At 60.0% G+C, this 24,438-nt stretch carries 16 protein-coding genes, 2 tRNA genes and 2 pseudogenes; 10 read left to right on the plus strand and 10 right to left on the minus strand.

All coding sequences use genetic code 11. From position 1 onward, the window contains the following. Positions 1-112 precede the first annotated feature (112 nt). Both V5F68_RS06305 and V5F68_RS06310 read left to right on the plus strand, forming a co-directional pair. Positions 113-319, plus strand: a pseudogene (locus tag V5F68_RS06305) (transposase); the annotation flags it as partial. A gap of 51 nt (positions 320-370) precedes the next feature. Then, a pseudogene (locus V5F68_RS06310) lies at positions 371-745 on the plus strand (integrase core domain-containing protein); the annotation flags it as partial. Positions 746-772: 27 nt separating this feature from the next. On the opposite strand, the gene V5F68_RS06315 reads toward V5F68_RS06310, so the two are convergent. From V5F68_RS06315 to V5F68_RS06340, 6 genes are all read right to left on the minus strand, one after another. Continuing rightward, a complete protein-coding gene (locus V5F68_RS06315) occupies positions 773-2,581 on the minus strand; it encodes a ShlB/FhaC/HecB family hemolysin secretion/activation protein (protein WP_394013777.1) in 1,809 nt (602 codons plus the stop codon). Positions 2,582-2,585: 4 nt separating this feature from the next. Next, positions 2,586-9,167, minus strand: coding sequence for an MBG domain-containing protein (locus V5F68_RS06320; protein ID WP_394013778.1), 6,582 nt, complete (start codon positions 9,165-9,167; stop codon positions 2,586-2,588). Between the two features lie 112 nt (positions 9,168-9,279). Then, complete coding sequence (locus V5F68_RS06325) at positions 9,280-10,056, minus strand: helix-turn-helix transcriptional regulator (protein ID WP_394013779.1); 777 nt, start codon at positions 10,054-10,056, stop codon at positions 9,280-9,282. Between the two features lie 352 nt (positions 10,057-10,408). Further along, positions 10,409-10,484, minus strand: a tRNA-Thr gene (locus V5F68_RS06330). Positions 10,485-10,683: 199 nt separating this feature from the next. Then, positions 10,684-11,820, minus strand: coding sequence for a hypothetical protein (locus V5F68_RS06335; RefSeq protein WP_394013780.1), 1,137 nt, complete (start codon positions 11,818-11,820; stop codon positions 10,684-10,686). 630 nt (positions 11,821-12,450) lie between these two features. Next, a complete protein-coding gene (locus V5F68_RS06340) occupies positions 12,451-12,786 on the minus strand; it encodes a hypothetical protein (protein WP_394013781.1) in 336 nt (111 codons plus the stop codon). A gap of 106 nt (positions 12,787-12,892) precedes the next feature. Here V5F68_RS06340 and V5F68_RS06345 point away from each other — a divergent pair, with 106 nt between their 5' ends. Then, on the plus strand, positions 12,893-13,180 hold the full coding sequence (locus V5F68_RS06345) for a helix-turn-helix transcriptional regulator (RefSeq protein WP_394013782.1): 288 nt from the start codon (positions 12,893-12,895) through the stop codon (positions 13,178-13,180). A gap of 21 nt (positions 13,181-13,201) precedes the next feature. Here V5F68_RS06345 and V5F68_RS06350 read toward each other — a convergent pair whose 3' ends face one another. Next, positions 13,202-14,290 carry an FRG domain-containing protein gene (locus V5F68_RS06350; protein WP_394013783.1) on the minus strand — a complete coding sequence of 363 codons (1,089 nt, stop codon included), beginning with the start codon at positions 14,288-14,290 and terminating at the stop codon, positions 13,202-13,204. 471 nt (positions 14,291-14,761) lie between these two features. Here V5F68_RS06350 and V5F68_RS06355 point away from each other — a divergent pair, with 471 nt between their 5' ends. Beyond that, complete coding sequence (locus tag V5F68_RS06355) at positions 14,762-15,394, plus strand: recombinase family protein (RefSeq protein WP_394013784.1); 633 nt, start codon at positions 14,762-14,764, stop codon at positions 15,392-15,394. A gap of 1,524 nt (positions 15,395-16,918) precedes the next feature. On the opposite strand, the gene V5F68_RS06360 is transcribed toward V5F68_RS06355, so the two are convergent. Together V5F68_RS06360 and V5F68_RS06365 are read right to left on the minus strand one after the other, a co-directional pair. Beyond that, complete coding sequence (locus V5F68_RS06360; RefSeq protein WP_394013785.1) at positions 16,919-18,226, minus strand: tyrosine-type recombinase/integrase; 1,308 nt, start codon at positions 18,224-18,226, stop codon at positions 16,919-16,921. 56 nt (positions 18,227-18,282) lie between these two features. After that, positions 18,283-18,358: transfer RNA gene (locus V5F68_RS06365), tRNA-Thr, on the minus strand. A gap of 230 nt (positions 18,359-18,588) precedes the next feature. On the opposite strand from V5F68_RS06365, the gene V5F68_RS06370 reads away from it, so the two are divergent. The 6 genes from V5F68_RS06370 (at position 18,589) to V5F68_RS06395 (ending at position 23,172) form a co-directional block, all read left to right on the plus strand. Then, positions 18,589-18,783 carry a hypothetical protein gene (locus V5F68_RS06370; RefSeq protein WP_394013786.1) on the plus strand — a complete coding sequence of 65 codons (195 nt, stop codon included), beginning with the start codon at positions 18,589-18,591 and terminating at the stop codon, positions 18,781-18,783. A gap of 152 nt (positions 18,784-18,935) precedes the next feature. Beyond that, positions 18,936-20,225, plus strand: a complete 1,290-nt coding sequence (gene murA / locus V5F68_RS06375; protein ID WP_394013787.1) for a UDP-N-acetylglucosamine 1-carboxyvinyltransferase — start codon at positions 18,936-18,938, stop codon at positions 20,223-20,225. 128 nt (positions 20,226-20,353) lie between these two features. Then, the gene (locus V5F68_RS06380) at positions 20,354-20,803 is read left to right on the plus strand and encodes a DUF2948 family protein (protein WP_394013788.1); all 450 of its coding nucleotides are present in this window, start codon (positions 20,354-20,356) and stop codon (positions 20,801-20,803) included. A 105-nt stretch (positions 20,804-20,908) separates the two neighbouring features. Next, a complete protein-coding gene (gene hisD / locus V5F68_RS06385) occupies positions 20,909-22,216 on the plus strand; it encodes a histidinol dehydrogenase (RefSeq protein ID WP_394013789.1) in 1,308 nt (435 codons plus the stop codon). A 4-nt stretch (positions 22,217-22,220) separates the two neighbouring features. After that, a complete protein-coding gene (locus tag V5F68_RS06390) occupies positions 22,221-22,706 on the plus strand; it encodes a UPF0262 family protein (RefSeq protein WP_394013790.1) in 486 nt (161 codons plus the stop codon). Between the two features lies 1 nt (position 22,707). Further along, positions 22,708-23,172, plus strand: a complete 465-nt coding sequence (locus V5F68_RS06395) for an arsenate-mycothiol transferase ArsC (protein ID WP_348846238.1) — start codon at positions 22,708-22,710, stop codon at positions 23,170-23,172. 140 nt (positions 23,173-23,312) lie between these two features. Here the strand turns inward: V5F68_RS06395 and V5F68_RS06400 are convergent, their stop codons facing one another. Next, positions 23,313-24,314, minus strand: a complete 1,002-nt coding sequence (locus tag V5F68_RS06400) for an alpha/beta fold hydrolase (protein ID WP_394013791.1) — start codon at positions 24,312-24,314, stop codon at positions 23,313-23,315. Positions 24,315-24,438 lie beyond the last annotated feature (124 nt).

Below are 24,438 nucleotides of genomic sequence, written 5' to 3' on the forward strand. Positions count from 1 at the left end.
GATTGAATTCCAAGCTGCACACCGTCTGCGACGGCGAGGGTCGGCCGATCATCATGCTGCTTTCCGAGGGCCCGATGAGCGACCATAAGGGGCTCGCCTTGTTCTCAACGCCTTGCCACCGGCCAAGAGCCTGATCGCCGACCGGGGCTATGAGAGCGTCTGGTTCCGGGACGCGCTCGCCGCCAAGGGCATTGCGCCATGTATTCCCTCATCGCGGAGCCGCAAGCGCCCCTTCACCTATGACAAAGCCCTCTACCGGCAGCGACACAAGATCGAAAACCTCTTTGCCAAGCTCAAGGACTGGCGCCGCATCGCCGCACGCAACGACCGATGTTCCCACACCTTCTTCCCAGCAATATGCATCGCGGCCACCCGCGAGTGCCTGGCGCTGGTGGCGGACACGTCGCCATCCGGGGTGAGGGTCGCTCGCGAACTCGACAGGCTTCTGGATGAGCGCGGCCGACCGAAGATGATCGTCAGCGACAATGGCAGCGCGTTCACCTCCAATGCCATTCTGGGCTGGGCCGACGCCGCGAGGGTCGAATGGCCCTACATCGCGCCCGGCAAGCCGATGCAGAATGGCTTCATCGAAAGCTTCAATGGTCGCCTGCGGGATGATCTGCTGAATGAAACGCTATTCTCCAGCCTGTCCCAGGCCAGAGCCGCTCTCGCCCGGTGGCAGCTCAACTACAACACAGCCCGGCCTTACTCCAAGCTGGGATGGCAGACACCAACGGCCTTCGCCTCACCGTTCCACCCGCGATCGCTCCGCTCAGTAGCTCACATAGACCCGCGCTTGCACGTTGGCATCTCCGGCTCGCGTGTAGATGGCGTCAGTAAGCGCTATGCCGGCCACAAGGCTCACGGTAAAGTTTCGGCCGAGGGTATAGTCGAGGCCGGCGCCGAGGCCGGCCAGCGAATAGTCCTGACCTCCCACAGGGCCGAGCAGGCCCTGATAGCCGTAAGTGTGGCCCCAGCCGGCATCGAAGAACGCATAAGGCGAGACCTGATCGCTCATGCCCCCGACGCCGAGCGCGGGCAGCAACTCGAATGTGGGGGTACGCAGTTCGTTGCGCCAGACAAGGCCCGTATCCACCGTTCCGTCGTCCAGCGTGTAGGCGCGCGTCGCATAGAACCCGCCGAGGCTCAGTTGCTCGGTGTCCGGCAGCGGCTGGCCCGCCGCAAGACCCGTGAACTGGCTGACCCAGTTGAAGCCTCCGGACAGCCGCGTCACCCGTGCTAAGTCCGCCTGGCCGTAGGCGTAGGTGATGTCCGTGACTCGGCCGCCGCTATAGGTGCTCCATTGTGCTCCATCATTGCTGCCGATCACCCCGCCGGGGTTGCCCACCAGCTTCAGCTCCAGGCTGGTGGTGCCATAGGGGTCGGCGCGCGACACCGACCAGCCGGCGACCAGTTCGAACAGGTCCGCCTGCGCCCCGCCGATGTCCGCTGTCCCGAAATAGCTGGTGCGCGACACCGTCTTGGCGGTAGCCCCCAGAAGAAGATCTCCGGCATAGACGTTCGGCAGCAGATTGGAGACGGCAGTACGATAATAGATCGGGATTTCGAGCGTGGTGTTGTCGTAGGTGAAGTCGCTTAGGGGGACAATCTGGCGCGTGGCCACGTAATTGGGCACGATCTCGATGCTCTGCCGTGTGCCCGTGGCGATCACAAGCCGCCCCGCTTGGCTGTAGTAGCTCGGCTGCTCCGGGCCGGTGCCCACGCTGCTGGGGTTGTTCCAGAAATTTGGGCTTCCGGTGACTTGATACGACAAGAAGCTCTGCGGCATGCCCACCAATGCCGCACCGAAGCCGGCGAAATAGCGGTCGAATCCAGTGGCATGGGTGCCGGTGTTGGACCAGCCGGCGAATGCCTGCCAGGGCTTCTGCGGCGTCACCTCAAGCGTCAGCGTACTGAGGCCAAGGTCGTCGCCAGGCGCGAACACGCCGTTCACCGAGCGATAGGGATAGCGGTTGAGCCAGGCGAGGTCTTCATCGAGCGCGTCCACCGAGATGCGTTGTCCCGGCGCTGCGCGGACCCGGCCTGCGAGATCCGCATCCGTGCCCGCTTCCGCGCCGGACACCTTCACCGCGCCCGTTCGGAACTCCACCACGCGCAGCGTCAGCACGCCGGATGTGACTTCTTGCGGCGGCAGTGTCACCGACACGAAGGGATAGCCGGCCTCGCGATAGACCTTGGCGATGGCGGCCTGGATGTCCGCAATCAGCTTGCGCGACAGGGGCCGGCCGATGAAAGGCGAGAGCGCCTGTTCCAGGGCCGGATGGGAGATATCGCCGATGGCACCGATGCGGATGCCGCGGCCGCCGCGCCCAACCAGGGCCTCTTTGGCGCCGATCAGCGCCAGCCCCGAAAGCCGCACGCCCAGCGTCGTGTCGTCCGTGCTCCCCGACAGGTCCTGAGGGCCGATCATGAGGCGCCCCTGGCCGGAGATCACGGGCGGGAGGTTGCGCTCGATGGGGGCGATCACCTGCGCCAAGGCAGGCGCCGGCAGCAGCAGGGCGCCCATGGCGGTCACGCGGAGAGCGCCGTGCATCGTTAGGTCGCGCCAGGAGAAAGGCATCTCGTCACTGGCTCCGGAAGCTCAGCCAGCGGCCGCTGGGCAAGTTGGCGGCGGTGGGCAGAAGCGCGCACGGGTTGCCCGACGAGGCGCCGCATTGGGCGACGACGGGCGGCGAGGCGGGTTGGTACAGGAGGGAGACGAGATCTTTGGTGTCGAGGGTTGCGATGAACTGATCCGGCGCGGTTATCTCCACAAAGGTGGTCGCGCCGGGCCGGTTATCGCCGATGACTGCCAGCACGCCAGGTAAGTAGGCCAGCGCATAATTGGCCGTGGCGGTGAGCGTTCCCTGGAGGATCGGATATTGCCCCATTGCCGAACGCGCATCTGCCGGGCTGGCAAGCGCGCCCGAGAGCGCGTCGGCATTCACCAGGCCAAGGCCCCCGAGGGTATAGGTGAAGACCGGATTGGCAGTCCCCACCGGTCGCTGCTGATTGACGGCGGCCACCGTGATCGCCCGCGGCATCACGCTGACAAGCCCCGCACTATAACCGACCGCATAGTTGGACGAAGCGGCGAGCGTGCCCTGTTCGATGACGTAGGTGCCCACGTCGGACGTGGACGCGGCGCTCGTCGCCAGTGCGCCGGTCAGCATATCGCCATTTACCAAGCCCGCGCCGCCGACGACATAGGTCAGCGCCGGCGTGGCGTTGCCATAGATCATGCTCTGGCTATCTGCCGTCACCGAAAGCGGGCGCGGGATGATGGAGAGGTTTGCGTCCGTATAGGTCAGGCTATAGTTGGGCGAGGCCGCGAGGTTGCCTTGCGTGATGCCATACAGGCCCACGCTCGTCGTGGAGGAGGCGGTTGTGGCCAGCGCGCCGGTCAGCACATCGCCATTCACGAGGCCAGCACCGCCGATGGCGTAAGTCAGATCAGGGACTGCGTTGCCATAGATCATGCTCTGGCTATCTGCCGTCACCGAAAGCGGGCGCGCGGTGATGGAGAGGTTTGCGTCCTTATAGGTCAGGCTATAGTTGGGCGAGGCCGCGAGGCTGCCTTGCGTGATGCCATAGAGGCCCACGCTCGTCGTGGAGGAGGCGGTTGTGGCCAGCGCGCCGGTCAGCACATCGCCATTCACGAGGCCAGCACCGCCGACGGCGTAAGTCAGATCAGGGACTGCGTTGCCATAGATCATGCTCTGGCTATCTGCCGTCACCGAAAGCGGGCGCGGGGTGATGGAGAGGTTTGCGCCCGTGTAGGTCAGGCTATAGTTGGGCGAGGCCGCGAGGCTGCCTTGCGTGATGCCATAGAGGCCCACGCTCGTCGTGGAAGAGCCCATTGTAGTCAGCGCGCCGGAGAGCGTATCGCCATTCACGAGGCCAGCACCGCCGACGGCGTAAGTCAGATCAGGGACTGCGTTACCATACACCATGCTCTGGCCATTTGCGGTAACGGTCAGCGGGCGCGGCGTCACCGAGACATTCGCCCCCACATAGCTGAGCGCATAATTCGCTGACGCGGCCAGCGTGCCTTGCGTGATGCCGTAGAGGCCCACGCCCGTCGTGGAAGACGCTGTTGTGGCCAGCGCGCCGGAGAGCATATCCCCGTTCACCAGGCCAGCGCCGCCGACCAAATAGGTCAGTCCCGGAACCGTATCGCCATACACCATGCTCTGGCCATCGGCGGTGATGGTCAGCGGGCGCGGCGTCACCGAGACGTTCGCCCCCACATAGCTCAGGTTATAATTGGCTGAAGCGGCCAGCGTGCCTTGCGTGATGCCGTAGAGGCCCACGCCCGTCGTGGACGAGGCGGTTGTGGCCAGCGCGCCGGAGAGCGTATCGCCATTCACCAACCCACCGCCGCCGACCCCGTAGGTCAGCCCCGGCACCGTATCGCCATACGCCATGCTCTGGCCGTCGGCGGTGATGGTCAGCGGGCGCGGCGTCACGGAGAAGCTGCCGCCCGCGTAGGAGAAGACATAGTTCCCCGTGGCGGCGCCGGAAAGGGTGCCTCCGGAAGCGGTGGTGGTGTAGCTCGTTCCCACGTCGGAGGTGGAGGTCGCGTCCGTGGTCACGTCGACACCGGTCAGCAAGCTGTCCGTCTGGCCGTTCTTCCAGCCCGAGGCGCCGTAGCCCAGCGTCGGCACCGGATCTCCATAGACCATGGTGCCACTGTCCGCGGTAACGATGAGCGTGGCCGGATCAACCGTCAGGGTGCCGGTGCCATAGGTGATGGCGAAGCCGAGGTCCGTGGTGGCGCCCGAGGCGGTGATGGTGTAGCCGCCGACATCGGCCGTCGCGGCGCTGCCGGTGCTTGCAAGGGTCGGGCCGGCGGTGAAGGCGCCGCTGTCGATGCCGAGATAGGCGCCGGCCACCCCTGCCGTTTCGCCGGACAGCGTGTAGGCCGTCGGGGTCACGGCATCGCCATAGGTCTTGGTTGCCGCATCCGCCGTGATGGTCACTGTGGGCTGGACGGCGAAGATATAGCGATTGCCGCTCTGCGCCACCGCTCCGTCCGCCAGCGTCCGGTTCCAGACCGCATAATTGGCACTGTCGAGGTCGCCGTAGGTGTTGCCCGTGGAGCCCGGCAGATAGACCAGCCAGCGCCCGCCGGTGCTTGCCACCGCATCCGCGCCGCGCAGGTTGACGAAGTGGCTGCCGGACAAGGTGACATTGCCTCCACCCTGGACGGTGCCCGTCGTCGCGATCTCGAGATCGCCGCCCGCGGCAATGCCAACGGCGCCGGTGCGAGTGACGGCCGTATCCACGGCGAAGGCTCCGGAGGCCGAGACATCGAGATTGGCGAGCCCGCTCAGCAGCGTGCCCACGGCCGTATTCGAGCCATAGGCCCCCGCGAGGACGGTTTGCATGGCGGAATTCGTCGCTGCGCCCGTGGCCACGCGCAGGGTATTGCCCCACAGGTTCAGGCCAGACGAGGCATTGCCGTAGCTGGCGGATGAGGAGGTATAGGCCAGGAAGCCGGTGCCGGGATCGGTGAAGCCGGGCGCGGACAAGACGTAATAATAGCCGTTCGCGCCGCTGGTTGCGCGCCCGACCTGAGTACCGCCGGCCATGACCGTGACGCCCGCGCCCTTGGAGGCCGTCGTGCCGCTGTCCGTATAGGCCTTGCCGGAAATGGCGACGGGCACCTCGCCCGCCCCGTAGAACGCCTTCAGATAGGGATACAATCCCGGTCCCGTGCCCCAAACCGTGGGGTCGAAGCCCGCGGGCAAGGTGCCCTGCAATTGGGCCGTCGTAAGCGCAGTGCCGCCCGGAAGCGTAACGCCGCCGCCGACACTGGTCGAGCGTCCTGTTGTTTCACTGTCCCAGTAGGCATTCACCAATGTGGGGGAGTAGCCAAAAACACCGATAAGCCCTCCTCCGACACCGCCTGAGACGTAGCCAGACGCATAGACGCTGGAAAGGCTGGTTGCCTCCGCATAGCCAATCAGCCCGCCTGTGGAGCCGAGGGCAGAGACCGAACCCGTCACGTAAGAATTGACGATGCTTCCGATCCAGCTTTCCCCCAGAAGTCCACCAGTAAAGTTGTACCCGGAGATTGCGGCGCTGGAATATACTTGCAGAAGATTTGAGTTGCCAGCGTAACCCGCAATGCCACCCACTTGCCCCCGTCCCACCACGGAGCCACCGAGCAATCCGATATTGGCGATCGTGGCGTTCCCCGTGGCGCCAAACAAGCCAGTATAATCGGCACTCGGCCGGTTGATATAGAGATTGGCCAGCGTATGGCCCGCGCCATTCAGGCTCCCGGTGAAGGGCGTTGCCATCGACCCAACCGGCGAAAAGCCCGCGCTGCTCCACATCTGTGCGGGCTGCTGCAAGACGGAGAGATCGATATTGGCGCCCAGCGTGTAGCTGGCGCCAAGATTCATGCTCATCAACTGGAGATGGTGAGCGTTGGCGATGGTGGTGGAATATTCCGAACGCAGGAAGGGCCTCGTCGAGCCCTCGATCATGTACCAGGTGTTGGCGAAGTCGAATCCGGCATAGGTGGCCTGCGCGAACGCATTCGGCGTCGTGGAAGACCTGTAGATCGCGGTAATGCCGGTGCCGCTGCCCGCGCCCACGGCATTGCTCGTGCCCGAGCTGTCGACGTCCCAATACGCGCCGCTGATCGAAGCGATGTCATTGCCAATCAGCCCACCGACCGATGACGAACCTGAAACGCGGCCGGTGCTGTAGACATTCGAAATGCTTCCCCGCGCATCACCGATCAGCCCGCCGACATTGCTGTCGCCGGTCACGCTCCCGACACTGTAGCTGTTGCTGACCGACACCGAGAAATCGCCGCCCACGGTAAAGCCCACCAGGCCACCGACCTGCGAGGTCCCGGCGACGCTCGCCTGACTGTGGGATCCGGAAACGGACACCGCAGATATGCTCCCGTTCAACAGTCCAACCAGGCCACCGGTCCTGCCGCCTCCGGAGACAGAGCCGAGGGTGTAGGAATCCGTCACGCTCCCTAAACCAAAGACGATGCCGACCAGCCCGCCGACATTATCCTGCAAGCCGACGATAATACCGTCACTGAAAGAGGCCCTAACCGAGCTGTCTATCTGGTTACCAATGAGTCCGCCGACCCTTTCGCGCCCGGTGACGCGGCTGTTGGTCAGGCCGATATTGCTGATGGTCGCACCGCTCGTGGAGCCGAACAGGCCGACACTGTCGGTGTCGGGGCGGTTGATGGTGAGCCCGTCGATGACGTGATTCAAACCGGTGAATGTTCCGGCGAAGGCCCCGATGGGCGCGAATCCGGCACCGGCGTTCCAGCCCGCCGTGGCCGAGGCGTCGATGTCGTTGCCGAGAGCGTAGAGGCCGCTGGTTCCCATGGCCTGAAGGCCTGTGGCGTCGTGGATCAAGGTATAAGCGGAGCCATTGGTGGCGAAGGAGGCGGACGCGCCCGAGAGGGTGACGCGCGCGCCATTGTTCAGGCTGTAGCTGCCGCCGAAGTTCAGCGCCAATCCCGCCGTCGCGCCGGTCGCGGTGATATCCGCATTGATCAGGATGCTGCCCGCCGCGGTCAGCGTCAGCACGCTGTTCGCGCTCCAGGTAATGGGCGTGGCTACCGTGATGTTGCCCGCCTGCGAACCACTGCTTCCAGTTGTCACCACCACGTTCGCGCCGGCAAGGGCGGCGGTAAGCGTGGTCACATTGAGGATGCTGTTATCGGCGCTGGCATCGAAGCCGGACATGCCGGAACTGGTTCCCGCCGAAATGGTCAGATCGTATGGATCAAGCAGCAAGGTGCCGAAGCTGCCGCCTTCGCTGCGTAGGTCCGCCGTGCCGCGAAAATCCAGCACCGCCTTTCCGGAGACTTCCGCATCGCCGCCGTCGGCCATGCCGGCGCCCGTGGCGGAAAGAGAGCCTTGGAAGCTGGTGTGCGAATCGGACCACACCACCACCTTGCCGCCGGCCCCTTGCGTGCCGTCCGCCCGGATGGTGGCGCCCGGTGCCACCGTCACCGTCTCGGCATTGGCCACCGTCGCCGATAGATATTTTGTCGCCGCGTCCTTGCCACCTTGATAGTCGCCACCCACCAGCACCAGGCCGCCCGCGGATCCGGACACATCCAGATCGGCGCCCGCCGCCAGCTCGATCTCGCGGGCCGTCACGACGATGGTGCCGCCGTTGTCTCCTTCGCCAGTGGCATCCAGCTTGCCCGAGACCGTAACCTTTCCGCCGGAGACTCGGATCTCGCCGCCCTTCGCCCGTGCTCCCGAGGGTGCGGAGCGCGCGACCACCTTTTGGGTGGCGGTGACGGTGCCCCCCTCGCCAGCCGTCAGGAAAATGCGTCCGCCCCTGCTGGCGATGCCGGTAGCCTTGGTGAGGCTGTGCGTATTGCCCGCCAGCGCATAGACGTTGCCGCCGTTGGCCTTCAGCTCCACCTCGGCGGCTTTGATGACACCGGAGGTCTTCGCCTCGGTATCGGCCCCGCCGACCTTCACCACGAACTTGCCGTCGGAGAGCGCGGCGTCGCGCACCAGCACTTCGTAGCCGGCCGCCAGCCCCACTGTGCCGTTGGGCGCAGTGATGGTGCCGGCATTCTCCACCTTCCGGGCGATCAGGGCCACGTCGCCGCCGAGCGCGCCGATGGTACCGTAGTTGATGACGCTGGCCTTGCTGGATCCCCGGAAGGTCATGGCCCCGCCGGCATTGAACTCGGCATCCGAGACATCATGCGTCGAGGCCACGAATGAGCCGCCGGTGCTCACCTGGCCGCCGGGTCCGACAGTGATGCCGTTGGGATTGACCAGATAGACGCTGCCGGTCGCGGAAAGCATGCCATCGATCTGCGAGCGCGAGAGGCCGGTGACGCGGTTGAGCGTCGCACCGGCGCCATTTTCGAAACGCACGCTGTTTCCGGCACCGATGGAGAAGCTGCCCCAATTGATAATGGCAGTGCGCGAGCCCTGGGTGATCAGCATGCTCGATCCCGAGGAAGACGAGATGGCTGCCTGCCCAGACGATATGCTGCCGCCGGTGGGCAACGCTTGAGCTAAAACCGGACCAGAAGCGAAGACCAATGCCGAGCTGGATAGCAGCGCAATCGCGCGCCGCGAAAGAACACCTTGGTGCGGAACGTTCGCTCCAGCACCCCCCATCAGCCCCGCCATTCCAGCCCCCATGCCACAGGCGAGTGTCGTTAGCCACCCTCGCGCAGCGTCGTCGGCGAAGCATAGTATCGTCGGGTAATTTTCACCATTCCTCTAAATAGAGGATACGATTATCCGCGGGGTTTCAGCTTACACTTTGGATCCATAGGCTCATCAGCGCTGCGCGGCTGGAAACACCGAACTTCCGAAATATACTTGTGACCCGCTGGTGCACCGTTGCCTTCGAGAGGTCCAGAACGCGCGCGATCTCGGCTTCCGACGCCTTGGTAAGCAAAAGGCGCAAGACCTTGCGCTCAGCCGGCGTGAGCAATTCTTTCGCCAGAAACAAGCCGTTGCTCAACATTAAGTGGCGATGAAACCATTTTATACCGCGCAATGCGTAGATCAATTCTGCAATATGCTGGTCCTGGAAAGTTGTTTTGGAATAGAAACCGAAATGCGACTCGCAATCATCGTTAAGCGGAAACGCGACGAATGCAGCGTCGCGCGTGCCCACGGAGGCGTAATGGCGCTTGTAGAATTCCGATGAGAACCAGCTGCGCGGCAACTCGCGCCGCAGCGAATAGCTTCTGAAGGCGCCCACCTGCTTAAGCGGCAGCAGGAAAGAGGGGTCGATCTCTCGACGGTCCCACACATCGAGGATCTCCATGAAGTGGGTTTCATCCGGGTGGGGCTCGACCGGATGCAGCGCCTGAACCGAGGCAACCCGCCACCCTTGAAGCGGATCGCCGTCCGGCGCGTCATTCACCCGGATTGCGCCGGCCCATGTCGCATTCCACGCGCCCACCCGCTTGCACAGCGCGCCCATGAGGTGGGTCACGGCGGATCCGGACTGGGTCTGCTCGAAATCGGAAATTTCATCCCAAAGGCGATGGGCTACGTCCTGAAAATCCGCCTGCATGGATCGCCTGTCAGCATTAATTTCGCTAATCCCACGCTTAAGCTAGATTGTGGGACTCGTGAATAGCCGAGCATGAATGCCAAGACCGCAGGCTTTTGCTGACCCCCCAGCCCCGCCCACTCTTTGCGCTTCGAGAAGCTGCAACTGCTACCTTGGATTAGGTGTCGAGCACGCGACTGCGCAATAGGTAGAACGACCGGCACCCCGACCGACGACGTCGCAATCCGGTCGGTCTCGCGCCATCCCAAAGTTCCCGTGAGCGAACAGTCGGGTGATTTTGTGGGCCGATTTGTCGGCTGGCGCGATTGGCTGCCAGCAAACATATGAAATTAAATATATTTTTTCCAGGAAATGGTGCCGCAAGAGGGATTCGAACCCCCGACCCCCTCATTACGAATGAGGTGCTCTACCAGCTGAGCTATTGCGGCCCTGAAGCATTCAAGGCTTCCTGTCTCGGGCGCGGACCGGAAAATCCATTTCCTTACTCTCTGACTTGGCCCTCGGATCAGTGATTGTATCCCTTTGACCCCCGCCCTTGTATCCCTGCTTTGACGCGATCTGGAGGGAATCCACGCCCGCTTTTCCGGCGAGTTGACGGCCTTGGTCATCCAAGCGCCGGTCCAGAGTTCAGAACCCCAAGTGAGCCAGCGAATTATCGATCATTCTGCAAAGGGCGTTTCGGGCTTCTGCGGGCGACTCTGTTGTATTCAGCCACCTCATTATGCCCGTGGTGATTTTCCTTATTTCCTGTTGCCCGCTATTCCCATAGGCTGCGGCAATTGCTCCTTGAATTGCTCGGTCATTTTGCTTCGAATATGCGGTGCCACGTTTTCCCAAACCGCACATTTGGGCGCTTGAAACCATGATGATTGTGTTCTGGGCGATGGCTTCTGCATTGCTCTTTGGCTTGCCAATGATGGCTATGAGGCCTCTCAGCGCCCCCCTCTCGTTTTGTGTGGGCGCCGCTGAATTCCCGCCGGAAGTAGCCGAGGTGCAGCGCATAAAGGTTCTGTCGGCACTCTTAAGCCGGCCTTCGTGCAGAGTGAATGTCTCTTTGTAGGGCTCATAACCCGACTCCTCAGCTCTGCAACGTGCAGATATGGTGAGGCCATTCCCTTTCAGAGTGTAGGTGGGAGCCTTGCAAAGCCCGCCGCCCTCAGACGTAAAGGACTTTTCCTTGATCTCAAACCACGGTCCTTCCGTCCGCTGCTTGTAGCTTTGACATGCATCCGTCACGTCGCTCCAGACACCGATGAAATCTGAAAGCTTAGGTGATGTGGCCGGGACGGTGGGGGCCATTGGAGTTGAGACGGCGGCTGGTGGCGGTGCGCTTGGGGTGGGTGTTCCTGCGGTCTGCGATGCCATAGCCGCCCATTGGAAGGGCTTGGCATTGGTGTCGGCGATGACTCCGGCTTTGGACGCCTCTTCCACCCGACCAGCGCATTCCTTCTTAATTTCCTCCGGCTTTGCATTCTGGAGATAGTCGGCGTTCGCTCTCTGAACGGAGCCGAGGAGGAACTGACGATAGTCATCAGCCATCGTCGTGAAATGCGTGACAATCCAGGAATCCAAATCCGCAAGATAGTCCGCCTTGAGCTGCACGCCGCATATGTTCTGCGCCGTGAGCCAGTGCCTTGCCTCTTGATCACGCTTCTGGCCGGCGGCATCGTCGGTCCAGCTCCAGGCATCTGCGGGTGTAGAAATTGATACAGACGAAAGCCATGCCGTTACCAATGCGCCGGCTATTGCTCTTCGCTTCGACATTAGCTCGTTCTCCTGCGGTGCATCGGTTCGGCCACCGAATGTTCGTCGACATTGCACCCATTCCGAAGCCGATGCTCACGAAATAGTCAGATCTGAACTATTCGCTCGTTAATTGAAGATGAAGGACGAGTAATTGAATAAAATAGTTCCGATATATATAATTAGACTAACAAAAATAAGATACAACCCTGAATGTGTTGCGATGTATCGAACTCCAAAATAGACCGGAGGCATTAGTAATGCTGATAAGAACATTAAGGTGCCGGTTGCGATATTCAAGCTCATCGGTAATGACCGAATATCTCTAACCGCTTGCGTAATATACCGAATTAGAAATCCTAAAGATAATACGATCATGAAAAATGACAAAAGCCCTGCGTTTCCTTTGGTGATGTAGCCTGACTCAATCAAAAAATATGGTATGAATATAATTATCGAGTAGTATAGCGGAAGTAGGCAAAATTGCAAAGGATCTTCTTTGGCCTTTTTTGTCGTGTATTTAACGGATTTCGCCGATGGATCGTTGAGGGGTGGGTTTGAATGGATGCCTGAAGGCGCCTGAATCTCTTCTTCCCGAGGAGCATTATATTCGGTCATGGCTGCAAATAATCCCTTGTTGGATCGAATAGATTAATTCGCTTTTCGGATTTCACGGCGCCCGAGAAGGGCAAGGACGGCAAGGACGCATGAAATCCCCGCCCAAATTTGCAAATCGCGAAAGATCGATGCGGAGGCCATGGCAAAACCGATAAGGCCCGCTGCGAGAAAAATCGCTGCGGAGAGGCGGGGGAGGCCCATCGCGAATGCCCCGCCGAGCACGAACATGAAGGCCATCACCAGGCCAGCGGCGCCGGCTTCGGAAGTCGTCTTATCGCTGATGAGATTGCTTCCGACCATGATGGCACAGGACTGCAGGCCAAGAATGGCCACCAGGCACAACGAGATAATGAGAACGGCTATCCGCATTCGAGCCCCCCCGGCTCTGATCGCGCAGGCCGCAAGATTGCGGCTTTCTCTAATTTATGGGCTATAATCCATAGATTGTATCCCCGCAAGGCGTTGCCCTGCGAGGATGAAAGCGAAGCGATTAGTGGCATGGAATCTGCGGAGGCTAAGGGTGGAGAGGGGTCTCACCCAAGAGGCTTTGGCCTTCGCTGCGCAGGTCGATATGTCGTATTTAGCCAGCCTGGAGGTTGAGCGCGCCAACGGGTCGGTGGACTTACTGGAACAAATCGCTCAGTCGCTCAACGTGCATATCTCCGAGCTGTTCCGGCCGTTTCCAGAAGGGGCCGTCAAACCGAGGCCGCTTCAAAAGGGCCGAAAACCCGCTCCACCTCTTCACCAGCGTAATAACCGATAGAACCTTCGTTGATTCAAAAGGTCATAGTTCAAAATATCGCTCACGCATCTCTTGACAGATTCCGTCAAATCCAGGGAATAGTGATCCAGGTGTAATTCCCATCAAACTCAGCTCTCTAAGAACTTCCGGTCTTGAAATACTTGGAAGGTCGATGGCCTGCAAATATGTTTTATTTCTCAATTTTTCACATTGTTTTATATATGTTTCAATATCGTCAACATTACTAACTGTAGATATAGCCTGTTGCGGGATTGATCGCTCATTATTTATGGGCAGCGCTTCAAAAATTGAGAAATGCGGAGGAATATGAATGACAGTTTGCATTTGTTTAAAATCTCGCATCCATTCTCGTTTATCAAATACAAAGATCCTCACTTTGGAAACCTCTGCTGTCGCACCTTTAAAGGCGAAGTACGAGGCGACAAAAGGTGAGTAGGTCCAATCTAAAAGAGGGGTTGGATACCCGTGGTGTTGAATCAGGTTCCAGAACGCACCATTTTGGGCCGGATCCGCTAAATTGAAGAGGTGATGTGTTTTTGCTGAAAGCACACGGTGAATATATGGAATATCTTCCGTAATGAAATTAAACAAATCTTTTCGCCTAGTTCGGTGAAATGCCGTCCTTAGTCGATTACAAACAGACTGTCCTCTGAATATATATCGTCCTCTTTCTACGGAAATCGCATATTTTTTAAATGATTGCCACGATTTAATCGATCTGATCGGACTCCGTCCAGGGCTATTTGATTTTCCGGGACGCAATATTATGTACCCGCTTTTCTGATTTAATGGATTTCGGTAGTCAATCCTAAGGCTCTTTGCGCTTCGATTGAGAATTAGCTCAAGTGCAGGAGGCACGCTTCCATCAGGATAAGCTTGAGATATCTCAGTTCCACTGATTACCTTCTTTCCATCGGGTGTAAGTGTGAACACAAGACTGGAAGTGGACTCTCGTCCGCTGTTAGATGACGTGCGAATAGGCATCCACGCAGGTTGACACCCATCTACAAAATAATATGCATGCCCCTCAAAAAAGGTGCCGCAGTCATCAATGTCGAGAACGAATATTTTGCTGTTATCGGGCGAATTTTTCACCCATTGACCGTGCATTAACAAGTACTCCGTCGCTCATCAAACCATCTGTAAACCGGGTAGAGGTGAATCACATAGTTATACCCCCACGGGAGGTTTATCCCAAAGGTTAAGTCCATTTTAACATTTATTATGCGTCTACTGGTATCATTTTAGTTCTTTTCAATCATCCAGAGCAGCGTTTTTTTCGTCATTACCACGCGCCGTCGACCAAGACGTTCGGCTCGAATCTTCGTATCTCTTCAATTTAGGAATATCCGCCCTATAAATTGTCACCTTAAAAGTGTCGATTTAATCTTTGGTCAAAGCGCAGGAAATCTATGTCAATCGTGTCAATACTGGGGTCGAAAGTTTCGAATGATGTTCGATAGCGCATGCCCTAATGGACACTTAGTCAGCGCCCAATTCAAGTGTCCGTAAGGGTTGATTTTTGCATTTCGGACATATATTATACGGACATCAGATCAACGGACAGTTTGGGGGAGCGAATTGGCGACCATTTTTTATGCTCGTGTTTCGACCGTCGATCAGACCATCGCTCACCAGCGCAAGCATGCGGAGCAGGCGGGCTTCAAGATCGATGAGGTGATTTCCGACGAAGGCGTGTCGGGCGTTAGCACGAAGCTGAATGAGAGACCCCAGGGCCGGAGGCTTTTCGACATGCTCCGAGCCGGCGACACATTGGTCGTGCGGTGGGTGGATCGCCTGGGGCGCAATTATCAGGATGTGACGGACGCCATCCGGGAGTTCATGAGGCGAGGGGTGATTATCCGGACGGTGATCAATGGCCTCACTTTTGATGGCGCTACCCGGGACCCCATGCAGCAGGCCGTCCGGGATGCGTTGATCGCATTTATGGCCGCTACCGCACAGGCGCAGGCCGAGGCGACCAAAGAGGCGCAACGCGCTGGCATTGAGCATGCCAAGGGGCGAGGGGACGCCTATAGAGGCCGAAAGCCCAGCTTTACAGCGGAGCAATTCGAAACGGTAAGGGATTCTCTGTCTAAGGGAGTTGGCGTAAGTGAGATTGCGGCTATTACCGGCCTATCCCGCCAATCCATTTATCGCATCAAAGATGCGCCGGCGGCTGCGGCGGCTGGTTTGGCGAGATGGGGTGGTTGAATGCCCCGGCGCTGAAGGTCGCCTCACCTTCCAATAGCCTTATCGTGTCAATTGGGAGATGTGGCGGCCTATCAGTATTTGTTTCAGTATCAATTTTCTTTTCGATTATAAAAATGTAATAATTGCGATTAGTATCGATAATATTTCATCTGACCTATGTGCGTATAAATAAAACTTTGCATAAACAACGTAAATATAATTTATTGATTTAAGCAGCTTCTTAGGTGAGGCGGGGCGCTCCATTCAATTCGGCAGCTTCATGACGAGATATTGAGGGGCGTCAGAGTATCGTTTCTGGAAGTATTTTGAGGCGTATCCGAAAACATTTCCGATCTGGTCTCCGGGTATCGGACGGCAGTGATAATTGCCCCGTGGTTCGATATGATACCATGAGAAGTCACCGTTCCCGGAAGTAAGCCATTGATGAATTCGGGAATTCCTGTCTTCTGGCACCCACATTATTCCGTGGACGTGAGGGCGTGGGCTATCGTCGCTCTTGTCATCAATATAGCAGACAAATTTTGGTAATATTTTCTGTTTATTTGGTCTATTGAAATGCGGAATAGCATGCCTAAGCAGGCCGTTCATATACCATCCGCGAACGAGATCGAATAATATCGGAGTGATATTGTCGATATTTTGATATCTTTGCCTATATGATGCTCCATAGAAACTCGCTGACGAAAATCTATTTTGGTTAAAAGTAAGAGTTATGTGATATATATTCGACTGAGGTTTGCGGCGCTTCAGGGATTGAAACTCCTCAATGTCACCGTCAATCAGAATCCCATTTGTAATATAATGTATGTTATTTTTTGTTATATATATTTTGTTCATGTATAATTTGTCCTTATAGTTGAATACTGTTTGAATTATATTTATATTGTTATAGGCAATATTCTACAAATGCCCTGAAATGTGAATTTTCAGAAGCGGAATATGTGTGGGTGGTTTTGAATTTCACGTTCATAGGCGGCGAAATGCGCTCGCTTATGTCATTCATAATATATATGTTAAATCCATCTGATATTTAATGAGACGAATTTAAACTATTTTTCTAATGCAGCGTGGTGGTTAAATTCACGCCAGATCAACATCCGAATAGTTTTACTTTGATCTGAGCCATCACGCTTAGCGAGCGTTGATAATGCAAATAATGTTTCGGGACTTACCCTCACTCTAAGGGTTAGAGTGAGCTTTTGTTTAGCTTTCATTCATTGTTGCCTCCTTTCGTTATTATTTATAATTTTGTGGACACAGGGAGCGGGCGACGCCCTTGCGGCCAATCAGGCCGTGCGGGGTGAGCTCCTCAGCTAACAGCGAAAGCCGATGTTGGCCCATCATCCGGTAGATGACGTTTAAGACCATCGGGGCAGGCGGAGCCAGTTCCCCGGAGAACTTAGCGACGCCTTTCGCCTGTAGCGGCAACTCCCCAGCCCTTTGGCCGTGCAGGGTGAAGTCTCGAAATTAATGCTCGCACTATACCACGTTCGTCCGTGGTTTGTCAAGGTCTAGCGCGATATTTTATAAGTAGTTACGTAATTTTCCGATTTTTATACCATTTAATCCGCTTTCGATCCAGAAATTCATTTGCTTAAGAGAATGGCCGAGCCCGTAGTTCTCGGCAATGCTGCCTGAGGCGTGCCCTTGGATCGCGTCCCGGAGGTCCTTGGGACACCCTGCATCCCGAAGGGCCTGCTTCATGCTGTGGCGCAAGGAATGAATGGATTTCCGAGCATCAGTGATGCCCGCCTTCCGGAGCGCTTTCATCAAGGCCGCCGATGCGGCGTCCGAGCCCCCTGGACGTCCATATCGAGGGAAGACCGGAGCTGTCGGCGAAGGTGGGGTTGATGTCAGGTTAAGGTACTGGAGTATAGCATATTCCGCTACGGAAATCAACGGGACGGTGCGCCGGCTATTGGCAGTTTTGAGGCTGCGCACGGCATTTGCTCTGATTTCGATATGCGCAATTTCCTGGCCTGCTGAAGAAAGCCGAATGTCCTCCCACGTCAGGCCGGCGATTTCGTTCAGTCGAGCGCCGGTGAAGGCCAAGAGCTTGACGATGGCTAATAGCTCGTCGTTCACCTTGAGCCGCAGAACGGTGTCGATTTCCTCCGTGCTGAGGGGAAGGCGGGCGTCTCGATCAGCAATCTCATTGGCCACATGAAAATTGTGAAATGGATTTCTCGTGGTCAGCTGATGCTCGATCAGCGTGGTCTGTATGATCGCAGCTGCAATTTTTATGTTTTTATTGATTGAGCCGGGGGCGAGTCCATTGCCCCGGAGGAAGTCGCGGAAGGTTCTGGCGTCCTCCCGTGTGAGGGAGACCACCGCTTTATCGCATCCCAGCGCCTGCGTGAGATATCTGAGCACTCGGTGTTTTTCGTTCAGCCGCACTTGCCTTTGCCGGCCTTTGAAAGCGGCGAATTCGTTCTCCTTCAAGTCGAGGTAGAGGGCGAGCGCACCGTTTAACGTAACCGGATTCGGTTGGTTTGCGTTGGGCGCCTGGGGCGCCATTGGGGGCACAAGCTGGGCACTTGAAGCGCCCTGCGGCGCCGGAGCGGTGCTTGCGGGCGGATTCAGGTTATGTGGAGGCCAGGGCAGCGGCTCGATTGGCGCACCAGGCTGAAGCGCTCTCAGCCACGTTTCAGCATCCAAGTGCGCTTGCAGAAGGCGCAACTCTGCGTCCGCAGGGTTCTTGGTCCGCAACGAGATGAGGATTTCCCGCTTCCCGGCTGTTTCCCTGAGCGACAAGGGAACCGCCCGCCGATAGCGAAAGACGCCATGCCGGGACCTCTGCAAATAGGGCAGCGATAAAAGCCAACGACTCAAGTTGTATCCCTCGGCTTGTATCACCGAGGGCTAAGTCATTGAAAAGTAAGGTAAAATGGTGCCGCAAGAGGGATTCGAACCCCCGACCCCCTCATTACGAATGAGGTGCTCTACCAGCTGAGCTATTGCGGCCCTGAAGCGTTCAAGGCTTCCTGTCTCGGGCTTCGGGGACCATCAGCCCCCGCGCCGCGTTGCCTGTAACCACGCTTCCGCGCAAGCCCCACGGCCGAAACAGGCGCTCCTCATACGTGGAGCCGTCGCGAGATTCAAGGGTGCCATGCATCCGCGTCCGCCCCATCCCCTGCAAAAGCTTCCGCGCGGCGACTCTTGCCTCATGATGCGGACGCGGCTAACCCTTGGACATGGCCGCCGACCCAAAGACCCCCACGCAGGATAAGTCCGCTCGCCTTGCCCAGGCCTTGCGGGCCAATCTTGCCCGCCGCAAGGCCCAGGGGCGCGCCCGCAAGGAAGAGGCCGATCGGCCTGCGACTGGCAATGGGGCGACGACGGGCGTCACTTCGGAGGAGCCATCTCCCGAGCGGGACGAAATGACCTGATTTTCCGTTTCGGAAGGTGCGCTGGTGTCCGCGGGTGGTGGATTGAAGCCGGCCATCATTGTGCCCGAGGGCGAGCCTTGCTAGACAACGCGTTTACTCGACGGCCGTGACGAGGGGCAGGGCGGCCACCGGGCACCAGGAGCGTTCAGCGCATGGATAAAATTCGCATCGTCGGCGGGTCTTCCCTTGAAGGCACGATTCCCATCTCGGGCGCCAAGAATGCCGCCTTGCCGCTGATGATCGCGAGCCTGCTGTCCGAAGAGAAGCTGATCCTCGAGAACGTGCCGCGCCTCGCCGACGTGGCGCTGCTTCAGCGCATCCTCGGCAATCATGGCGTCGATATCACCACCAACGGCAAGCGCAACGGGGACGATCCCCACGCCGGCCAGACGCTGGAGATCGACGCGCGTGTGATCGTCGATACCACCGCGCCTTACGACCTCGTGTCGCGGATGCGCGCGAGCTTCTGGGTGGTCGGGCCGCTGCTGGCCCGCATGGGCGAGGCGCGGGTCTCGCTGCCCGGCGGTTGCGCCATCGGCACCCGGCCGGTGGATTTTCATCTGGACGCCCTTCGGGCGCTGGGCGCTGAAATTGAGATCGACGCGGGCTATGTGCTCGCCCGTGCGCCGAAGGGGCTGCAGGGCGCGCGCATCGTGTTCCCGAAGGTTTCGGTGGGCGCCACCCACACCGCCATCATGGCGGCGGCCGTCGCCCATGGGGATACGGTGATCGAGAACGCCGCCTGCGAGCCGGAAGTGGTCGATCTTGCCGACTGCCTGGTGAAGATGGGCGCCCGCATTTCCGGCGCCGGCACGCCGCGGATCGAGATTCAGGGCGTCCCGCGCCTGCGGGGGGCACGCCATGCGGTTCTGCCTGACCGCATCGAGACCGGCACCTATGCCATGGCCACCGCCATGGTCGGGGGCGATGTGATGCTTTCCGGTGCGCGGCCGGATCTGCTGGAGAGCGCGCTCGACACGCTGCGGGCGGCGGGCGCAGAGATCGACGCCACCAATGAGGGTATCCGCGTGCGCCGCAACGGTGCCGGTATCACCGCCGTTGATGTGACGACCGCCCCGTTCCCCGGTTTCCCCACCGATCTTCAGGCGCAGTTCATGGCGCTGATGACCCGTGCGAAGGGCCGCTCCCGCATCACCGAGACGATTTTCGAGAATCGCTTCATGCATGTGCAGGAATTGGCGCGGCTCGGCGCCAAGATCCAGCTGGATGGAGATACCGCAACCGTCGAGGGCACCGAGCGGCTCACCGGCGCGCCCGTTATGGCCACCGATCTGCGCGCTTCGGTTTCGCTTGTGATCGCCGGCCTTGCTGCCGAGGGCGAAACCATGGTGCAGCGGGTGTATCACCTCGACCGCGGCTTCGAGCGGCTGGAAGAGAAGCTTTCGCGCTGCGGCGCGCAGATCGAGCGCATCAGCGGCTGAGGAATTTGTGCGCGCAGCATCGCGCGCCATGATGGGGCGGCATGCAAATGCACGCGGTCCCTTGATGGATGGCGTGGGCGTCGCCATCTGCGGTTCGTCACAAGAAGCGATAAGAAGGCCGCACGCCGATGGAAAGTCTCAAGCTCCTCGCCATGGATGGCGAAGACCTCGCCATCATCTCGGCTCATCTTCAGGATGCGGTGATCAAGGTGGAGGATATCGGCTTCCTGCCGAGCAGCCGCCGGTTCGCCCTCCTGCTCAATCGGTTCGACTGGGACCAGATGGAAACAGCTGACGAATTGGTGCGCCGGCGCGCCGGGCTGCATTTTGAGCGCGTCAGCGCCGTGCAGGCCCGTGGCTTCGACCCGCGCAAGAGCGAGACGGTTCTGAACTTGCTCGCGGTCACGTTCGAGCCCACGGACGAGCCCTCCGGCCATATTTTGCTGACTTTCTCCGGCGGTGCGGAAATCCGCCTGTCGGTGGAATGCATCGAGGCGCGGCTGAGCGATCTCGGCCCCGCCTGGGGCTGCACCTGCGCCCCCAAGCACGATCCGCTGCCGGATGTGAAGGTCGGCTGAAACGAGCGGCGGGGAGAGGATCGCGCGATGCGTCGCACCCGCCCCGAGCCAGAGCGGAGCGGAAAAGGCATTCAACTTTTCGGGCACATGCTCTAGGGAGACGGCATGCCGATCCGTCTTCATACCCAGCAAAGCGATTTTCCCGCCGCCTTCGCCGCATTTCTCGCCAGCAAGCGGGAAACCGATGCGGATGTCGCCGCCGTCGTGGCGCAGATCATCGCCGACATCCGCGCGCGGGGCGATGACGCCCTGATCGAAATCTCCGCCCGGCTCGACCGGGTGAATCTCGCCGAGCGTGGCATTCGCGTCACCGATGCGGAGATCGACGCCGCGCTCGCCTCCATCCCGGCCGAGACGCGCGAGGCCCTGGAGTTCGCGAAGGCCCGGATCTTCTCCCATCATGCGCGGCAGAAGCCCCAGGACGAGCGCTACACCGATGCTGTCGGCGTGGAGCTTGGCCAGCGCTGGACCAGCGTGGATGCGGTGGGGCTTTACGTGCCCGGCGGAACCGCCGCCTATCCCTCCTCGGTGCTGATGAATGCGGTGCCGGCGAAGGTCGCTGGCGTGCCCCGCGTGGTCATGGTGGTGCCGGCGCCCGATGGGGAGATTGCCCCCCTGGTGCTGGCCGCCGCCCGTCTCGCCGGCGTCGACGAGGTGTATCGCGTGGGTGGCGCGCAGGCCGTGGCCGCGCTCGCCTACGGCACCCAGACCATCGCCCCGGTGGACAAGATCGTCGGTCCCGGCAATGCCTATGTGGCCGCCGCCAAGCGGCAGGTGTTCGGCAAGGTGGGCATCGACATGGTGGCTGGCCCGTCCGAAGTGCTGATCCTGGCGGACGGGGAGGCCAATCCGGACTGGATCGCCGCCGATCTGCTGGCGCAGGCCGAGCATGACACCGCCGCCCAGTCGATCCTCGTGACCGACAGCCCAGCGCTGGCGGATCAGGTGGAGCGCTCGGTGGAAAGCATGCTCGCCACCTTGCCGCGGGCCGAGATCGCCCGCGCGTCCTGGCGCGACCACGGTGCCATCATTCTGGTGGACGACCTCGCGACCGCTGTCCCGTTGGTGGACCGCGTGGCGCCCGAGCACCTGGAGATCCACAGTGCCGATGCCGAGGCGCTCGCCGCCCGCATCCGCCACGCGGGTGCGATCTTTATCGGCGCCTATACGCCCGAAGCCATCGGTGATTATGTGGGCGGCACGAACCACGTCCTGCCGACCGCGCGCTCGGCCCGTTTTTCGTCAGGCCTCGGCGTGCTGGACTTCATGAAGCGCACCTCGCTGCTGAAATGCACGCCGGAAGCCCTGCGCGTGATCGGCGGAGCGGCGGTACGTCTCGCCGAGGTGGAGCGCCTGCAGGCCCACGGGCGTTCCGTCCTCATCCGTTCCAACGCCGGCAGCCCGGACGCCTGATGCCATGACGCAAAGCTCCCGCACCGACCGCCTGTGTAGCGTCACCCTGGACGAAACCTCCATCGGTCGCGGCGGGCCCGATGTGGAGCACGAGCGCGCGACGGCCATCTATGATCTGCTCGAAGACAATCGTTTCGCCCTCGCGAACGATCCGGGAGACGGGCCGTACACGCTTCATATCGGCCTGATGGACAACCGCCTGGTGCTCGACATCAAGCGCGAGGGCGGAGATCCGGTGGTGCAGCACCACCTCTCGCTCACACCGTTCCGGAAGGTGGTGAAGGACTATTTTCTGGTCTGCGAAAGCTATTACGACGCCATTCGCACGGCTTCGCCCACCCAGATTGAAGCGATCGACATGGGACGGCGCGGGCTCCACAACGAAGGCTCGGAGCTGCTGCAGGAGCGGCTGAAAGACAAGATCGAGGTGGATTTCGATACCGCCCGCCGCCTGTTTACCCTGATTTGTGCGCTCCATTGGAGAGGATGAGTTGGACGAGCCTCCCGCGGTACCTTCGCGCTCAGCGCGGCCGCAATCGGTTCTTTTTATCTGCGGGCAGAATGTGGTGCGCTCCGTCATGGCCTCCGCCTGGGCGAAGCATCTGTTCGGCAAGTCGCTTTATGTGGGTTCAGCGGGGGTTATCGCGGGCGAGGCCGATCCTTTCGTCACGGCGGTGATGGAGGAAGTGGGCCTCGACGTGCGCCGCCACCGGCCCAAGAGCGTGGAGGAACTTGAGGAGCTGGAGGGATTGGGGTTCGACCTCGCCATCTCGCTGTCGCCGGACGCGCACCATCGCGCGCTGGAAATCACCCGCACTAATGCGCTCGGGGTGGAATATTGGCCGACCGCCGATCCCACGCTTGAGACCGGCAATCGCGAGCAGCGGCTGGACGCCTACCGCACCGTGCGGGACGAACTAGAACGGCACGTGCGGGCGCGCTTCCGTCAGGGCTGACAGTGCGGCCGGCTTGGCCACGACCGTGTCGAGCGCTTTCGTATCTTCTCGGCTCCACCTTTGGAGGAGACCTTCCCTGCCTTTCTCCGCACGTGAGACGGGAGGGGGAGGCCCGGGAAGGCGGAGGACGCGCGCCGTCCTCACTTCATCAGGTCGAGCCCCTTCAGAAGCGCCGCATTGAAGCCGGCCGGGTCCTGGATCTGCGGCGCATGGCCGAGATCGGCGAATTCCACCAGCGTGGCGCCGGGTATCGCTTTCGCGGCTGCCTTGCCGAGTTCGGGATAATGGCCGAGCTGCTTCTGCACATCCGCCGGCGCCGCCGCCTTGCCGATGGCCGTGTTGTCCTTCATGCCGATCAACAGCAAGGTGGGCGCCGTGATGTTGTGCAACTCGTGTACCACCGGCTGGCTCAGCACCATGTCCGAGGTGAGCGCCTGGTCGTAGGCCACCTTGTCCTTGCCGGCGCCGAGATACATGCCGGCGAGCATGTCGACCCACTTGTCGTACTCGGGCTTCCAGGTGCCGGCATAATAGGTGTTCTGCTGGTATTTCTTCATGCCCTCGAAATTGTTGCGCTGCTCGCCCGCAAACCACTGGTCCACCGTGAGCGAGGGCACACCTTTTTCGCGCCAGTCCTCCAGCCCGATGGGATTGACCAGCACCAGCCCCGAGACGTCCTGCGGGAAGGTCAGGGCGTAGCGGATGGCAAGCATGCCGCCCATGGAATGGCCCATGATGATGGGGTTTTCCACGTCGAGCTGCGCGAGCAGGGCATGGGTGTTGGCGGCGAGCTGGTGCAGGGAGAATTGGTAGTCCTGCGGTTTGGAGGATTTGCAGAACCCGATCTGGTCCGGCACCACCACGCGATAGCCGGCCTTGGTGAGCGGGGCGATCACGCCTTCCCATGTGGCGCCGCAGAAATTCTTGCCATGCAGCAATACGATGGTGCGTCCGTTCGCCTGCTCCGGCTTCACGTCCATATAGGCCATGTGCAACGGCTGACGTTGCGAGGTGAAGTCGAATCGCCCCACGGGGTAGGGATATTCAAAGCCCTCCAGCTCCGGGCCGTAGGCGACGCCGCTCTGGGCGGCGGCCGGCAACGCGGAAAGGGCAAGCAGGAGACCGGTGGCTGCGAAACTCATGCGCATCGCGCGTGTCCTCGTTCCAAATCCCCCCCGGCCGCCTTCTAGCAGCGCTTTATGAACGGTCGGCGGCACCGGGATGATGCGACCGCTGTCCGTTCCCGCCGCAGCGCCGGCCTATGAT

Source organism: Roseixanthobacter pseudopolyaromaticivorans (genome assembly GCF_043195145.2).
In the GTDB taxonomy this organism is placed as follows: domain Bacteria; phylum Pseudomonadota; class Alphaproteobacteria; order Rhizobiales; family Xanthobacteraceae; genus NCEH01.

Excerpts from the sequence above, each read along its gene's own strand:
- V5F68_RS06315 (WP_394013777.1), bottom strand. The coding sequence starts at position 2,581 with ATGCCTTTCTCCTGGCGCGACCTAACGATGCACGGCGCTCTCCGCGTG.
- V5F68_RS06320 (WP_394013778.1), bottom strand. The coding sequence starts at position 9,167 with ATGGGGGCTGGAATGGCGGGGCTGATGGGGGGTGCTGGAGCGAACGTT.
- V5F68_RS06325 (WP_394013779.1), bottom strand. The coding sequence starts at position 10,056 with ATGCAGGCGGATTTTCAGGACGTAGCCCATCGCCTTTGGGATGAAATT.
- V5F68_RS06335 (WP_394013780.1), bottom strand. The coding sequence starts at position 11,820 with ATGTCGAAGCGAAGAGCAATAGCCGGCGCATTGGTAACGGCATGGCTT.
- V5F68_RS06340 (WP_394013781.1), bottom strand. The coding sequence starts at position 12,786 with ATGCGGATAGCCGTTCTCATTATCTCGTTGTGCCTGGTGGCCATTCTT.
- V5F68_RS06345 (WP_394013782.1), top strand. The coding sequence starts at position 12,893 with ATGAAAGCGAAGCGATTAGTGGCATGGAATCTGCGGAGGCTAAGGGTG.
- V5F68_RS06350 (WP_394013783.1), bottom strand. The coding sequence starts at position 14,290 with ATGCACGGTCAATGGGTGAAAAATTCGCCCGATAACAGCAAAATATTC.
- V5F68_RS06370 (WP_394013786.1), top strand. The coding sequence starts at position 18,589 with ATGGCCGCCGACCCAAAGACCCCCACGCAGGATAAGTCCGCTCGCCTT.
- murA (WP_394013787.1), top strand. The coding sequence starts at position 18,936 with ATGGATAAAATTCGCATCGTCGGCGGGTCTTCCCTTGAAGGCACGATT.
- V5F68_RS06380 (WP_394013788.1), top strand. The coding sequence starts at position 20,354 with ATGGAAAGTCTCAAGCTCCTCGCCATGGATGGCGAAGACCTCGCCATC.
- hisD (WP_394013789.1), top strand. The coding sequence starts at position 20,909 with ATGCCGATCCGTCTTCATACCCAGCAAAGCGATTTTCCCGCCGCCTTC.
- V5F68_RS06390 (WP_394013790.1), top strand. The coding sequence starts at position 22,221 with ATGACGCAAAGCTCCCGCACCGACCGCCTGTGTAGCGTCACCCTGGAC.
- V5F68_RS06400 (WP_394013791.1), bottom strand. The coding sequence starts at position 24,314 with ATGAGTTTCGCAGCCACCGGTCTCCTGCTTGCCCTTTCCGCGTTGCCG.